Here is a 13,046-nt window from a genome sequence, read left to right as displayed (position 1 = left end):
CTAGAGGATGCGGTGACTGGCTCTATCACGCCTTGAGGCATGAACAGCCGCTGCAAAGAAAAACAGTCACGAAAGGAAACTTAATGCGGGTTTTGATTCTGAAGCAAAAAATGATGGTTGCAGTGGCGCTGTCGCTCACGGCCGGGTGCGCAGTCCAGCCGACTGGACCGGGCGACGTGGCAAAACAGGGGGGCAACGTTCCCGAAGCCGTGATTGCAATGGCTGCCCCGGATCAGGATGTTGCAACTGCGCGCTTGGTACCGGAAGACGGGTGCTACTGGTACAAACACAGCGGCCCCGTAGAAACAACCTTGCTGCCGCTGCGCACGGCGAACGGCAATCGTATCTGCACCCCTCGCGAAACTTAATTGCGTTTGCCGTCCGCTGCTTGGCTTAGCTGCGGGCAGTCACGCTGTCCTCCGCCGAGTAAAGATAGGCCGTAGAGCCGGTCTCGACGTTCGGGTAAAGATCATTGATATGAGCCATGACCATCCGTACGCAGCCCGAACTTGCGCGGCCACCGATACTCCGTGGGCTCGGAGTGCCATGGATGCGCAAAAGGGTATCGCGATCCCCGACGTAGAGATACAGCGCCCTCGATCCAAGCGCGTTTTCCGGTCCCGGTTCCATGCCATCGGCAATGTCAGCATAAAGTTCGGGGTCGCGATTGATCATGCTCTGTGTCGGTTGCCAGTGCGGCCACCTGACCTTGCGCTTGATGGTATAGACACCCGGCTCGTAGAGGTTCCCCCGCGCGATGGCCACGCCGTAGCGCATCGCGGTTCCACCCTCTTCAATGTGGTAAAGATATCGTGCGACCGCGTCGACATGGATATCTCCCGGCACGAGACCGGCCTTCGCAAGGACTCGTTGCGGCAGGAACCGCGGGTGCAAATCCCAGGGATTGGAGGTTTCGGGGACATAATTTGGAGGCGTCACCTGTGCGTCCCATTCAGCCTTCTGCGCCTCGGTGGGCCAGCTATCGGCAAACGTCACGCCGGGAACGGTCGCAGAAAATAGCGCCGTTGTTGTTTGAATGAAGTGTCGTCTTGTCAGCATGTCGTACCCTTTCGGTTCCCACCGGCGATTGATGGCAAGAACGGTATGTGTTCTCCTTGAACAGATAGGACTTCTAGTGGCTAGAGGTTCAAGGGCAAATTTTCGTGAGTAAACATGCGATCCTTGCAGTTTCCAGTTTGCTTGGGAGGAGAAAACTGCTCGCACGATACCTGGTCCGAAGTTGCGCAGCGACAATTCGTTAGGGTCAGGATTCATAACCAGTAGATGACGGTTGCTGCGAGCGCGATGGCTGAGAGAAAGACCTTTGGACAGCGGTCATAGCGGGTTGCCACGCGCCTCCAGTCCTTGAGGCGCCCGAACATGATCTCGATGCGGTTTCGCCGCTTGTAGCGGCGCTTGTCGTATTTGACCTGGGTCTTGCGTTGCTTTCGGCCGGGAATGCAGGCGCGTATCCCCTTGTCTTGCAATGCTTCTCGGAACCAATCAGCGTCGTAGCCCCGATCCCCGAGCAGCCATTCGACATTTGGAAGGCTGCTGAGCAGCGCCCGTGCGCCGATGTAGTCGCTGACCTGTCCGGCGGTGACGAACAGGTTGAGCGGTCGTCCTTGGCTGTCGCAGATGGCATGCAGTTTTGTGTTCATGCCGCCCTTGGTTCGACCGATCAGGCGACCGCGCCCCCCTTTTTGGCGGCCATGCTGGTCGCGGTACGGTGTGCTTTCAGATAGGTCGCGTCGATCATCACGGTTTTTTCTTCGCGGTGTCCGGTAGCCAGGCCGACCATCATCCTGGCGAAGATGCCTTTCTCGCTCCAGCGCTTCCACCGGCTGTACAGCGTCTTATGCGGTCCATAGGCTTCAGGCGCGTCGCGCCAGCGCAAGCCATTGCGATTGATGAAGATTATCCCGCTCAAGACGCGTTTGTCGTCGACCCGAGGCTTGCCGTGGGACTTGGGAAAGAAAGGGGAAAGCTTGGCCATCTGCTCGTCGGTCAGCCAGAAAAGGTCGCTCATGTCACCGCTCCGTTTTCCGGGCCGTGAATCACGCAGCGCTTTGAAAATCAATGCATCCTGACCCTAGAAAGTTGCGGGGTACAGGATCACACGCGTGTCCAGCGGAACCATATCATACAACTGGACAATCTGATCGTTAACCAATCTGGCGCATCCGTTTGAAACGGCACTGCCAATAGTGCTTGGGTCATTTGTGCCATGCACACGTAAAAAGGTATCCCCGCGTCCCGGTTGAAAAAGGTAGAGGGCCCGCGCACCTAGAGGGTTGCTCAGACCGCCAGGCATTCCATTCCGAAACGGTCCATACTTTTTCGGTTCACGACGCAACATGCCCGGGGTCGGTGTCCAGCTGGGCCACTCCTTCTTTGCCCCCACATAGAATTCGCCTGCCTCGTAAAGGCCCGGGCGACCGATCCCGACAGCGTAGCGAATTGCAGTGTTATCGGGTTGGGTCCAGAACAGGGCAAACTGGCTTGGAACAACATGGATTTCGTATGGAGCGGAGCCCTCTGGAATGCTCACTACTTGAGGTAAATACTCCGGCGGTAAATCATACTTTGGCAGCACTACATGGGCTGAAACTGGCTGACTGGCCAAAGTGCCAACAGCCCCGGCGGCAAGGAGGAATTTTCTTCGATTCATGAAGCTGTGGCTTTCGAACGGTGAACGTTGAATGAACGCCGGTACACGAAAAAAGACTTTAACAAGTCATGCTAGGTGCGCGATCAGAACAATTTCACTTGTGTTCCTACCTCAGCCAAAGCGAACAGTTCTTTGATATGTTCGTTGTAAAGGCCGATGCATCCGTTCGACGATTGGCGGCCAATTTTCCGCGTGTCGCCCGTTCCGTGGACGCGGTAATATTGCCATGAAAGGTAGAGGGCGTGTGTACCCAAGGGGTTGTCTGGACCGGGTGGAAAATAGTCTGGCCAATCCGGATTGCGGATCTTCATCGAAGGCGTGGGGCGCCAGCTTGGTCCTTCCACTTTCTTGATAACGCTAGTGTATCCGCGTTTTGTCAGTTCTTCGGATTCCGGAACGCTCGACGGATACAGCTTATAAACACTTTCATCCTCTGACCAATATTGCACCGCTCGGGAATCAATGTCGCACAGGATTGCACCGTGGTTTAGATTATCGAAGTGATCCCGCCAGTTTGAGGTGCTGAAGGATGAAATATTGCGGCGCACTGGTGGCGTAGCAAGTGGTGCTGTGGTTTGCGCTGTTGCAACGCCTGCTCCTAGGAACACGCCACTTGCGGCCGCACCGAGCAGCGCTCCGCGACGTGAGATAAATGAGTCTTTAATTAGCTTCATGATCAATCCTTCGGTCGTGCCTCTTTCGCCTGGTTACAACCTTCACCCACTGGAGCTTCAAGCGATCAATTGTCACAAAAACGTGAGACGAATGGCTAACGAACGCTTTGGGCTGGAAAAGCCTTGTCGCATTCGAACGGAAAGTGGCTTAAACGATCATCTGGGGCGGCACTAAAGCGTGCCAGGTCAAGCCGGTGTCAGCCTCGACAAATGACCTATATTAGGTCAGCTTTCCACATGCGATACCTCCCGTGCCCCGTCACCTCGCGGATCAAACCGCTTGCCTCCATCCATGCGAGATTGCGCTGAACGGCGGCGCGGCTGGCTCCGGTCATGGCCTCAGCCATCGGGGCGGAGACCAAGGGCCATTCCGTGAAAACCTTTCGCAAGGCAACCGGCGTGCGGCCAGATAATTGCGCCATGACGTTTTCTGCCCGCCCGATCCACACTTCAATATCATCAAGTGTTCGCATCGCCGTTAGAATTGCGCTGTTCATCCCATCCAACCAGCGGGCCAAACGCTCGGGTGGCAAGCCCGAAACGCGCAGCCCCCCGGCCCCGGCCATAGCGAGCGGCGCGAAGATGGCACCGCTTCCATCGCTGGTCGCGATCCTGGACGCGGTGACGGCAGCTTCGATCTGGTCGCCGTGGCGTCCGAGGCCCGCCAAGCTCCACAGGTGATACCCCATGCACGCCCGCGTGATCGGGTGGAGACCCTTTGCGGCTGCCATGACGTCCAGCCACCCACCCGCGCGATCCTCGAAACGCTCAGCGCTGTCTTCAATGTTCTCGGGATCGCGGCGATCCAGGAAGGCGGCCAAGTCAGCTTTCGGTCCAGGACCGCCTGTTAGGCGCCGAACAGCCCATCCAACTCTTGCCAGTGCATTTGGGTCATCCTGTGCACCTGACAGCCGCATCGATATCCAGAGCGCCAGACGATCAGAACTCACGCGATCCCCTGCGAACCAGCTGAGATCCGCTGCCTCGATAAGAGCGAGGTGTCGCATTTTCTTCACCATTTCAGCACATGATTATTACGTGATTTCTGGAAGATACCGCGATATTGCACATCATTTTTCAGCTTAAGGTTTCAATTTTGGTTCCGTATTTCAGCAAGTGGCCGCCCTGTTGGCGCATGACCCAGCCGGTCTCGGAAGTTTCATATCGATGACGTCCGGCGAAGCGCATGCCTCGGATGAAGCGTGGGCCAAGGCGACGCGTACCGCGCGCGAGTTGGACCGGATTCTTGACGGAGCGGCGCCGGTGCGTGAGGCCGTGATGCGCGCGGCATCCGAGCTGCGGCTCTCGACACGCCAAGTCTACAACTATCTGGCGCGGTATCGGGAAGAGCGCAGGGTATCGTCCCTTCTGCCGCGAAGGAGTGGAACAAGACAACCAAGGATCAACCCCGCAGTCGAGAACATCATCGCGGTGACCCTGCGGGAGATGTGGTTGCGCCCGGAGCAGCCGGACCTTGCACCGATCGTTGAAGAGATCCGCACCCGCTGCGCAGAGGAAGGGCACACTCCACCCGCCTATGTCACTGTCGCCCGGCGGATCCCCATTCTGTTCGCCCCGGAAGAAATTGCCCGCCGCCGCCTGTCGGATGGTAAACACCTGCACCGGCTGAAGCCGCGACCGGGCTACATCCGGGCTAACCACGCGCTCGACGTTGTCCAGATCGATCACACGCCGGCAGACATCCAATTTGTTGAGGTGATTGATGACCACGGTGTCTTCGTTGGTCGTCCCTATCTGACCATCGCTGCAGATGTGGCCACGAGCGCGATCATCGGCTTCTGCCTGACCCTCGAGCGGCCGTCACGACTGTCTGTCGCGCTTTGTCTGGCGCACGCGATGTGCTGCAAGATTGACTGGCTGGCAGAACGCGGTATCGATCATGCCTGGCCGATGCACGGTCGCCCGAAGCAAATCGTCGTCGATTCCGCCAAGGAGTTCCAGAGCAGCACCTTCAGCAGAGGATGCGCGGACTATGGCATCGCCATACGCATGCGGAACAAGGGCACCGTGCATCGGGGCGGAGTCGTGGAACGCCTGCTTGGGAAAGTGAACACCGCGCTACGCGCCTTGCCCGGCAAGACGGGGCGTTCCATCGCGGATCGGGGCGACTATGCCTCGGAAGCGCGGGCACGGCTCAGCTTCGCGGATCTTGAACGCTGCATCGCGCTCGCGATCATCGACCACAACCTGAGCCAGAATGCGCGCAGGCTGACCGTTCCGGCGAAAGAGTGGGAAGATCGGTTCCAGCCGAAGGACCGGCCTATCGATGCGCCTGTCGATGTGCTGCTGAATTTCCTGCCACGCAAGACGCGGAAAATTTCACCTCAGGGCTTCAGTCTCTTCGCCATCGACTATTTCGAGCCCTGGCTTGGCCCGCTGGTTGCGCGTCGTGACCGGCTGGAGCCGCTCGATCTGTGCTATGATCCTCGCGACATCAGCCATGTCTACGTCAAGGATCCGGATACGCAGGCCTGGCGGCCGGTCAGGCGACGGGACGGACTGGCCGAGCCGATCACGCTTTGGCAGCACCAGGCGGATCGACAGCAGCGGCGTGAAATCCAGCGGCGCCCTGTGCAGGAGGCATCAGCCATCCGACGCGAAATCGCCGCAACTGTTGCCGCCGCCAAAACCCCCAAAAGCCGTTTGAAGGAGATGACCCGCGCCCGGCATGCCACCGAGGCAAAGAAGCCTTATGCCGACTTCGCTACGCCTTCCGCCTCGGCCCAGGCAAAGCTCGACCCGGATCGTCCGCGGCGGGTCTTCCCAATCGAGGATTGGTAAGGTGCCGGACCACCTCATGTCCGCCACCGTCCCACTCTTGCAGGCCGATGACGCAGTGCGGATCGCCCATGTGCGCGCGCCGCGCTGGATCAGCCATCCGGCGGCCGGCGCGGCGCATGACGCGATGCGACTGCTGCTTGAGCGACCGCCATCCCTGCGCCCACGCGGTTTGCTGCTTGCCGGTCCCTACCATAACGGCAAGACCATGATCGCCGAACGCTTCGCCGTCGAACATCTGCGTGTTGCCGAGCAGCAAAAGGTGTGGGTGATTCAGACCCGGGAAGGTGCAGGGCTGTCGCATTTCTATGCCAGCATCCTGTCCGGATTGCGCGCGCCACAAGCCGCTGGCTGGCGCAGCCTGGCCCGCGCCGGCGATCAGGTCGATCATCTTCTGGAGCGCCTGAAGCCGCGCCTTTTGATCTTCGACGAGTTCCACAGCGCGTTGCGCGGGCGGCGCGAGGATGTGAAGGCCATCTTCTCGTTCTTGCGGCGGATCGCACGAGTGCATGACATCTCACCCGTCCTTGTCGGCGAAATCGCGATCTACGATGCGGTGCATGACACGGACGAAATGGGCTCACGCTTCGATACGATCCCCATTCCACGCTGGGCGTATGACGAGGATTTCGCGACACTTCTGGACAGCCTTGAGGTAAGTCTGCCGCTAGCCAATGCCTCCGATCTGTCGCGCGAACCCTTGGCAAAGATCATCCACGATCTGTCAGAGGGGCTGATCGGCGAGGTTATCGAGATAGTCACCAGGGCGGCAGTTGCGGCAATCTCGCGCGGTGAGGACCGGATCACGGGCGCAACCCTGTCGGACCTTGGCTATGTGCCTCTCTCGAGGCGCCGCAATTCCGCTTTGCGTCACGAGATGACATGAGGTTTGGGCCGACCGGGATCTCCGTGACGCCTGCAGAGCGGTATGAAAGTGTGGCGGGAAACCGTTGGCCCATGAGCATTATGCCCGCACCAGGTGAACTTCTGTCGAGCTGGCTGCACCGCCTCGCTTACGCAAACGGCATACCTCCGCACTATTTTGGTGCGCTTCTCGGAGCGCCAGGTCAGAACTGGTCGGCACGTCTTGATCGAGCGATGCCAGATCGCATTCTGCAGTTTCTGGGAGAACATACCCACATACCCTTGGAAGACATCGCGGCTCTGACCATTGCTCCTGACCCCTTGGCCCGGTTGCGTTTGCCCCTGCGGGCATCGCCTCAGCAGAGTTGCGCACCAAAGACGCAGGCGACCTGGCTGCAATTCTGCCCGGCCTGTCTGGCGGAAGACGAAACGCCCTATTTTCGCCGAGGCTGGAGCCTGGCGACACGCGTTTCTTGCTTTCACCACGGTTGTCGGCTTCGGGACAGGTGCCCATCTTGCGGGGGCGGATTGGCTCCGTTCAGCCAGAAGCGTCTTGTGCCGCATCAGATCTGCGCCCGGTGCGGCGCGGCCCTCTGCAAACGCACCCGTCCTGCCACCAATGGGGTTCGGCGTCTTGAGCGTCTGATCGACGATCTGCTTCGTCTGCAGGCAGCAGGGCATAGAATGGCAGAAGGACGATCACTGCCGGACCTTCTTGGATCGGCTTGCTTTCAATTTGGTAAACAGAGTGTATCCTTCGTGCGCCTCCCCCATCGGGATCGCTATCAGCTGTTTCAGAAATTGGCGGAAGGGCGGTCGACGCCGTTCGAAAAGAGAAGAAGTTCCGCGATTATCTATTGGAAACGCGTCGTTCAGGCTGCGCCAGCTTGGAGCGGACTGGTCACATCTTTCAGCGTTGCCGTCCTGCCTCGGCCCAAAGCTGGGCCTTGCTCTACCACCGCTGGCCCGCATTTGGCGGATCTCGTTCAGGCGGCCGCGCGGCTCGATCAGCAGCGGCAAGCGCTGTAAAAATTCCCGGTGAGTTTCAGGCGCGCGCGGCCAGCCCGGCATCATTCAGCTGTTCAGCGTCTGGCAGGTCGCGCAAGCTCTCCAGCCCGAAAGCTGCGAGGAACGCGTCTGTGGTCACGAAGGTATAGGGGGCACCACGACGCGGCGCGCGCGGCCCAGTTCCAATCAGACCCTGCGCATGCAGCCTTCCGATCAGGTCCCGGTTGATCTCTTTGCCAAAGATGTCTTTGAGCCCATCGCGGGTGATCGGCTGGTGGTAGGCGATGGCCGCCAAAATCGCGACGTCGAACTCGTTCAGGTCCAGCAACTGGTCTCCGACATCCGCTGCGGCGCGGATCGCAGGCGCGTAAACAGGCCGCGTCCGGAACATCCACCCCCCTGCGACCATGGCAATCTCGAACGCCCGCCCTTCCAGATCAGCGGCAAGGTCTTCCAACAGCAGATCAACCGAAGTCCCCTGCCCCACTATGCGCGCCAGATCCTCGCGCGGTACAGGCGAGGCAGAGGCAAACAGCACGGCCTCGATCCGGCGCATCCATTCCCGCCAGCGCAACTCCGGTGGCAGGTCGAGCAACTCGCGATCAAGCTCAGCTTCTGGTCGATCCTTCGACTTCCTTTCTGGTCGCATGTCCGAACCGCGAAACCGGTTCCCACTTTCGCTGTCCATGCTCATGGCTACACCCCGTAGAGCCGGAATGTGTCGCGCCCGGTTAGCTCACGGACCGCGCCGAGATCGACAAGCCGGTCACAGAGCCGCCGCGCCGCGCGGTCCGGCAAAGGCAGGGCACTGGGCGCCACGGCGTCCTGCGTCAGGAATATTTTCACCGCCGCCCCTGCCCCCTTGGCCCGAAGCTTTGGTGCAACTCCTTTCAAAAGCGAAGCCCGACGCGCGAGATCGACAGCCAGACGCGCGGCCTCGACCGCGGATGCGGTCACTGCGCGATGACAGGCTAGGCGCAAATCGTCACCCCGCTTGCGCAGGTCTGTGCGTTTCAAACCCGCGGCCAGCAGCGGCACGACATGATCCCAACCAAGCGCCTGAGCGAGGGCGGCGTCCGCGAGGATCAACGCCGGGACTTCGGCACGGGGTGCCTCCGTCAGGACAGCATCCAGCGCCATCGCGGCACGGGTCACCGGCGCTCCCTTCCCCGTATCGAGCCATGTAGCAATCTGGCCCAACTCCAAGATCGGCAAGGCTCGGCCCAGAGCCTTGATCGACACCGGCCGCTCCACCGCGCGACGCCAGGCAAGGTAAGTTTCCCCCGCGGGACCAGGTAGATCGCCAGGGCGCAGAAGATGAATCGCGTCGCGCAGCTCTGGGGCTCTTTCCGGACGACCAGAAAACCCGACACATGCCTCGGCCGCTCGCAGCGCCAGCCGATCCCGCAACAAGGCTTTGGGGACCTCTTCGCGTCCCAACACAAGATGCAGGTGGTTCAGCGCCGCGCCCGATAAAAACGCCACATCTTCAAAGGCTTCAGGACGTGCCGAGGTGACCCATGCGGGCATCCGGGGTAGAGTGTCTGTGTCGATGGAGTGTTCCGGTCGGGCAAATGTCATGACTGAAGCCTAAACCATCGCGGCGCTTTGCTCCAGAAAATAGCACAGAAAACGCCTCGCTCTATCTTTTGCCATGATGTCCGATAATCTTGCATTATCGGGCGTAAAAATGATATGCTCGAAAACATGAGCAGTCCTACGAATAACAGCACCAAAATCGAGGATTCCGACGCGTCTGGCGCAGAGATTTCGAGCTCAGCGTCCTATGACTCGTTGAACGGTGACGAACACGACAAGAGAACCTCTCGGGACCGAGCCTCAATCGCCCTGCCCGCCAATGTGGCCGGCTCCGGCGCACTCGACCGGCTGATCGATACCGCCCGTGGCTACGCCGAGGCCTCGACAGCCGGGAACACGAACAAGGCCTATGCGGCCGACTGGAAACACTTCAGCCGCTGGTGCCGGTTGAAAGGCACGGAACCTCTGCCCCCCGCGCCCGAGATGATTGGACTTTATGTGGCTGATCTGGCTGCACCAACCGGGAAGGCCCCTACCCTTTCGGTCTCCACGATCGAGCGCCGTCTCTCGGGGCTTGCCTGGAACTACAGACAGCGCGGGTTCACTCTTGATCGCAAGGACCGGCATATCGCCACCGTTCTGGCCGGGATCAAACGCAAGCATGCGCGCCCGCCGGTCCAGAAGGAAGCGATCCTGCCTGAGGACATCCAGGCCATGGTGGCCACCCTTTCCTACGATCTCCGCGGGCTCCGAGACCGGGCGATCTTGCTTTTGGGCTATGCAGGTGGCCTGCGCCGGTCGGAGGTGGTCTGCCTCGATGTGCATAAGGACGATACACCGGACTCCGGCGGCTGGGTCGAAGTCTTCGACGGCGGCGCCCTGCTCACCCTCAATGCCAAGACCGGATGGCGCGAGGTTGAGGTCGGGCGTGGCTCAAGCGGCCAGACCTGTCCCGTCCACGCGCTTGAGCAATGGCTACACTTTGCGAAGATCGACTTTGGGCCGGTCTTCGTGCGCACCTCGCGGGACGGCAAGCGTGCCCTCGAGTCCCGCCTTTCCGACAAGCACATAGCGCGACTGATCAAGGCAACCGTTATGAAGAGTGGCATCAGATCCGATTTGCCGGAAGCCAAACGGTTGGCAATGTTCTCGGGGCATTCCTTGCGTGCCGGGCTCGCCTCGTCGGCAGAGGTTGATGAGCGCTATGTTCAAAAGCAACTCGGACATGCGTCGGCCGAGATGACCCGGCGCTATCAGCGCAGGCGCGACAGGTTCCGGGTGAACCTGACCAAAGCCGCAGGGCTGTGAAGCTCAGGATTCTTGACCCATTGGTGAAGCGCTAAGGTGAAATTCCAGCGCTTCAGTTTCAGCTTACTGCTTCAATTGAAATCGGGAACTAAACGCGACACGAGGCGATGCCGCCAGCCTTCCGGGCCACGCAGCAGCCGGTCATCCAGAGCTCCCAGGCGTCCAGCCACTCTTGCCAGTCGCGCAGCGTGAACGCCTTCTGCTTTTGCCCAGTCTTCGACGACAGCAGTGTCGGGCGGTTCCGCCCGTGGCCCTGGAGGCAAATCATCCGGTTCTTCTTCAAGTGACCTAGGTAGAAACCAGAGATCGTCTTCGTGAGCCTCTTCATCCTCCTCGATGGTGATAAGGAGGTCGCCGTAATCATCAGTCAAAGAAGAGGCTTGCGTCATCTTGTGTGCAAAATACTGATTTTTTGCACATTGCCCAGGCGTTTTCGTGGCCGCTGCCTGCGCCATTTATATAGTACGCGCGCGCGACTGCAGGTGAAACCTCTCAGATCGCTTTCAGCGCAAGGAAACCAAAGGTTTTTGGACGAGCACGACGAGAGAGCACCTACTTGCATTTGGTTACAAACGGTCGTTTAGTAACGGTATATGAAATTGCAATCGGCCTCGTTTTCACGTCCCTGATAGGCTGTGCCCGCGTTTCCACAGAGGATCAGCCCCCCTGCCCCAGTCCAAGGCGCTGCAATCTGCGGGCTGTGCCGAGTTTTATGAAGGGTGTTGTCACGTTAACTCGCCGACTTTTCAAGTTGGCATGCCGAACGTTGATCAAGGGGCAATTGCCGTGGATTTCCACGCCTCGAAAGCCTCGAGCCGATGGTAGCGGATGGTGTGAGCGGACCGACGGCAGGCTGGGACAGAGAAATGATTGCGGGTTGCGGACTGCATTACTCGCTCTCGTTTTCGGAAAGGCAAATGGCTGTTCTCGGCACGGTTATTGAGCCCCTTATGTGACCAATGATCAAGGCCGGGAGTCACCTCACGTTTGGCGGCACCATAGTAGCGCAGTTTGTCCGTAATGATCCTGTCGGGCACGAAACCCCAGCGTTTTATCAGGTTGAGCAAAAGCCGCTTTGCGGCGCGCTTGTCTCTTCTCGATTGAAGGATTTCCTCAAGAACGACGCCATGTTGATCAACCGCGCGTCACAGCCAGTATGACCGGCCCGCGATCTTCACAACGACCTCGTCCAGATGACAGACATCGCCAGGGCGCGGCTGCCGTCACCGTATAACGTGGGCAATCAGGGGGCCGAACTTGACGGTCCAGCGTCGGATCGTTTCATACGAAACGTCCACGCCACGTTCCAGCAACATCTCCTCGACCTCGCGCAGGCTCAAATTGAACCGGACATAGAGCGAGACAACATAAGCAATAATCTGGGGCGAAAACCGGTGGCGCTTATAGTTGATTTTCAATGCCTGCATCGAATGCCGCCTACGCCTAGATCAATGAACCAGCAACCTCACGCCGTTAACGTGACAACATCGGCCCGCAACATGCAGTTTCGTCAGATGGAGGCGTTCCGCTTTGTCATAATCAGCGGCACGATCACCGGCGCGGCCAAGATAATGGCTGTTTCGCAGCCCGCTGCCAGCCGCTTGATCGGCAATTTGGAGGCGTCCTTGGGGTTCACCCTGTTTAATCATGTGCGGGGCCGCCTGCTCCCAAGTGAAGCGGCTGGCCGCTTCTGACAGGGGGTCGAAAAACTTCATGTTGGCCTCGATCAGCTTGACCGCATCGCCGAACAGATCAGGACCGTCAAACCCGCCGTCCGCCAGTTTCAAACGCTCTTCCCGTCAGCCGATCTGGTTATCAACAGCTTCTCCTCTTCCGAGATCGTAAACCGCTTGCGCAGCCATCTCACCCATCTCGCGGTGACACTGGCCTTCCCCGAAACGCCGGGTGTCGTGCAGGAGCTACTGGTCACAGCCTCTCATGTCTGTGCTGTCCATGAGAGCCATCCACTTGTGCAAAAAGAGGTCATCATGCCGCCGGATTTCCTTGGGGAACGGGTACTAAGAATCCTGCCCAGCGGGCTAACCAACTGGAACCTTGTCGCTAAGGCGCTGACGGATGCGGGGTGGATTACGCCCAAGGAATCGGCATCCAGACGTCGCACACGGGCTACAGTTGATTGCTGAAAACCTTACTATGTCCGACGGAGGTTCCCCGAAGTGCCG

13 protein-coding genes and 3 pseudogenes are annotated in these 13,046 nt (G+C 59.3%); 7 read left to right on the top strand and 9 right to left on the bottom strand.

Features of this window, described 5'->3' with window-relative positions; all coding sequences use genetic code 11:
- The first annotated feature begins 83 nt into the window (after positions 1-83).
- Positions 84-368, top strand: a complete 285-nt coding sequence (locus ACGYK4_RS16575) for a hypothetical protein (RefSeq protein WP_088635920.1) — start codon at positions 84-86, stop codon at positions 366-368.
- 25 nt (positions 369-393) lie between these two features.
- On the opposite strand, the gene ACGYK4_RS16570 is transcribed toward ACGYK4_RS16575, so the two are convergent.
- From ACGYK4_RS16570 to ACGYK4_RS16550, 5 genes and pseudogenes are all read right to left on the bottom strand, one after another.
- Entirely contained in the window at positions 394-1,059 is a 666-nt protein-coding gene (locus ACGYK4_RS16570) for a L,D-transpeptidase (protein WP_088635921.1), read from the bottom strand.
- Positions 1,060-1,271: 212 nt separating this feature from the next.
- Positions 1,272-2,029, bottom strand: a protein-coding gene (locus ACGYK4_RS16565) for an IS5 family transposase (RefSeq protein WP_088635922.1) whose coding sequence is annotated in 2 segments (ribosomal slippage) — positions 1,272-1,705 and positions 1,705-2,029 — 759 coding nt in all. Because the reading frame shifts where the segments join, the coding sequence is not laid out codon by codon here.
- Positions 2,030-2,092: 63 nt separating this feature from the next.
- Positions 2,093-2,671 carry a L,D-transpeptidase gene (locus tag ACGYK4_RS16560; RefSeq protein ID WP_009815505.1) on the bottom strand — a complete coding sequence of 193 codons (579 nt, stop codon included), beginning with the start codon at positions 2,669-2,671 and terminating at the stop codon, positions 2,093-2,095.
- A gap of 83 nt (positions 2,672-2,754) precedes the next feature.
- Entirely contained in the window at positions 2,755-3,345 is a 591-nt protein-coding gene (locus ACGYK4_RS16555; RefSeq protein ID WP_088635923.1) for a L,D-transpeptidase, read from the bottom strand.
- 215 nt (positions 3,346-3,560) lie between these two features.
- Positions 3,561-4,349 (bottom strand): annotated as a pseudogene (locus ACGYK4_RS16550) (hypothetical protein); the annotation flags it as partial.
- A gap of 163 nt (positions 4,350-4,512) precedes the next feature.
- Here ACGYK4_RS16550 and ACGYK4_RS16545 point away from each other — a divergent pair.
- From ACGYK4_RS16545 to ACGYK4_RS16535, 3 genes are read left to right on the top strand one after another with little or no spacing between them, the layout of a single operon-like run.
- Complete coding sequence (locus ACGYK4_RS16545; protein WP_067627162.1) at positions 4,513-6,147, top strand: Mu transposase C-terminal domain-containing protein; 1,635 nt, start codon at positions 4,513-4,515, stop codon at positions 6,145-6,147.
- Between the two features lie 16 nt (positions 6,148-6,163).
- Entirely contained in the window at positions 6,164-7,030 is an 867-nt protein-coding gene (locus ACGYK4_RS16540; protein ID WP_009573528.1) for a TniB family NTP-binding protein, read from the top strand.
- Positions 7,027-8,037, top strand: coding sequence for a TniQ family protein (locus tag ACGYK4_RS16535; RefSeq protein WP_394457478.1), 1,011 nt, complete (start codon positions 7,027-7,029; stop codon positions 8,035-8,037). The genes ACGYK4_RS16540 and ACGYK4_RS16535 overlap by 4 nt, the downstream gene beginning before the upstream one ends.
- A 16-nt stretch (positions 8,038-8,053) precedes the next feature.
- Here ACGYK4_RS16535 and ACGYK4_RS16530 read toward each other — a convergent pair whose 3' ends face one another.
- Both ACGYK4_RS16530 and ACGYK4_RS16525 read right to left on the bottom strand, forming a co-directional pair.
- Positions 8,054-8,665: an SMC-Scp complex subunit ScpB gene (locus ACGYK4_RS16530; RefSeq protein WP_148380060.1), complete on the bottom strand. Its 612-nt coding sequence runs from the start codon at positions 8,663-8,665 to the stop codon at positions 8,054-8,056.
- 47 nt (positions 8,666-8,712) lie between these two features.
- On the bottom strand, positions 8,713-9,597 hold the full coding sequence (locus ACGYK4_RS16525; RefSeq protein WP_394457477.1) for a DUF1403 family protein: 885 nt from the start codon (positions 9,595-9,597) through the stop codon (positions 8,713-8,715).
- 126 nt (positions 9,598-9,723) lie between these two features.
- Between ACGYK4_RS16525 and ACGYK4_RS16520 the strand changes: the two genes are divergently transcribed.
- Entirely contained in the window at positions 9,724-10,863 is a 1,140-nt protein-coding gene (locus ACGYK4_RS16520; protein ID WP_231582182.1) for a tyrosine-type recombinase/integrase, read from the top strand.
- A 101-nt stretch (positions 10,864-10,964) separates the two neighbouring features.
- Here ACGYK4_RS16520 and ACGYK4_RS16515 read toward each other — a convergent pair.
- A pseudogene (locus ACGYK4_RS16515) lies at positions 10,965-11,252 on the bottom strand (hypothetical protein); the annotation flags it as partial.
- Between the two features lie 381 nt (positions 11,253-11,633).
- A pseudogene (locus ACGYK4_RS16510) lies at positions 11,634-12,290 on the bottom strand (IS6 family transposase).
- A 3-nt stretch (positions 12,291-12,293) separates the two neighbouring features.
- Here ACGYK4_RS16510 and ACGYK4_RS16505 point away from each other — a divergent pair.
- Positions 12,294-12,557, top strand: a complete 264-nt coding sequence (locus ACGYK4_RS16505) for a LysR family transcriptional regulator (protein WP_394457476.1) — start codon at positions 12,294-12,296, stop codon at positions 12,555-12,557.
- A 45-nt stretch (positions 12,558-12,602) separates the two neighbouring features.
- A complete protein-coding gene (locus ACGYK4_RS16500) occupies positions 12,603-13,007 on the top strand; it encodes a LysR family transcriptional regulator substrate-binding protein (protein WP_394457484.1) in 405 nt (134 codons plus the stop codon).
- Positions 13,008-13,046 lie beyond the last annotated feature (39 nt).

The sequence above is a fragment of the Sulfitobacter sp. 1A13368 genome, assembly GCF_043557275.1.
GTDB lineage: Bacteria > Pseudomonadota > Alphaproteobacteria > Rhodobacterales > Rhodobacteraceae > Sulfitobacter > Sulfitobacter faviae.
Note: the sequence above shows the minus strand (reverse complement) of the source record. Positions and strands in the feature narration are given on the sequence as shown.

Coding starts and splice junctions, on each gene's coding strand:
- ACGYK4_RS16535 (WP_394457478.1), top strand. CDS start 7,027: ATGAGGTTTGGGCCGACCGGGATCTCCGTGACGCCTGCAGAGCGGTAT.
- ACGYK4_RS16555 (WP_088635923.1), bottom strand. CDS start 3,345: ATGAAGCTAATTAAAGACTCATTTATCTCACGTCGCGGAGCGCTGCTC.
- ACGYK4_RS16530 (WP_148380060.1), bottom strand. CDS start 8,665: ATGCGACCAGAAAGGAAGTCGAAGGATCGACCAGAAGCTGAGCTTGAT.
- ACGYK4_RS16560 (WP_009815505.1), bottom strand. CDS start 2,671: ATGAATCGAAGAAAATTCCTCCTTGCCGCCGGGGCTGTTGGCACTTTG.
- ACGYK4_RS16570 (WP_088635921.1), bottom strand. CDS start 1,059: ATGCTGACAAGACGACACTTCATTCAAACAACAACGGCGCTATTTTCT.
- ACGYK4_RS16505 (WP_394457476.1), top strand. CDS start 12,294: ATGCCGCCTACGCCTAGATCAATGAACCAGCAACCTCACGCCGTTAAC.
- ACGYK4_RS16540 (WP_009573528.1), top strand. CDS start 6,164: ATGTCCGCCACCGTCCCACTCTTGCAGGCCGATGACGCAGTGCGGATC.
- ACGYK4_RS16520 (WP_231582182.1), top strand. CDS start 9,724: ATGAGCAGTCCTACGAATAACAGCACCAAAATCGAGGATTCCGACGCG.
- ACGYK4_RS16545 (WP_067627162.1), top strand. CDS start 4,513: ATGACGTCCGGCGAAGCGCATGCCTCGGATGAAGCGTGGGCCAAGGCG.
- ACGYK4_RS16575 (WP_088635920.1), top strand. CDS start 84: ATGCGGGTTTTGATTCTGAAGCAAAAAATGATGGTTGCAGTGGCGCTG.
- ACGYK4_RS16525 (WP_394457477.1), bottom strand. CDS start 9,597: ATGACATTTGCCCGACCGGAACACTCCATCGACACAGACACTCTACCC.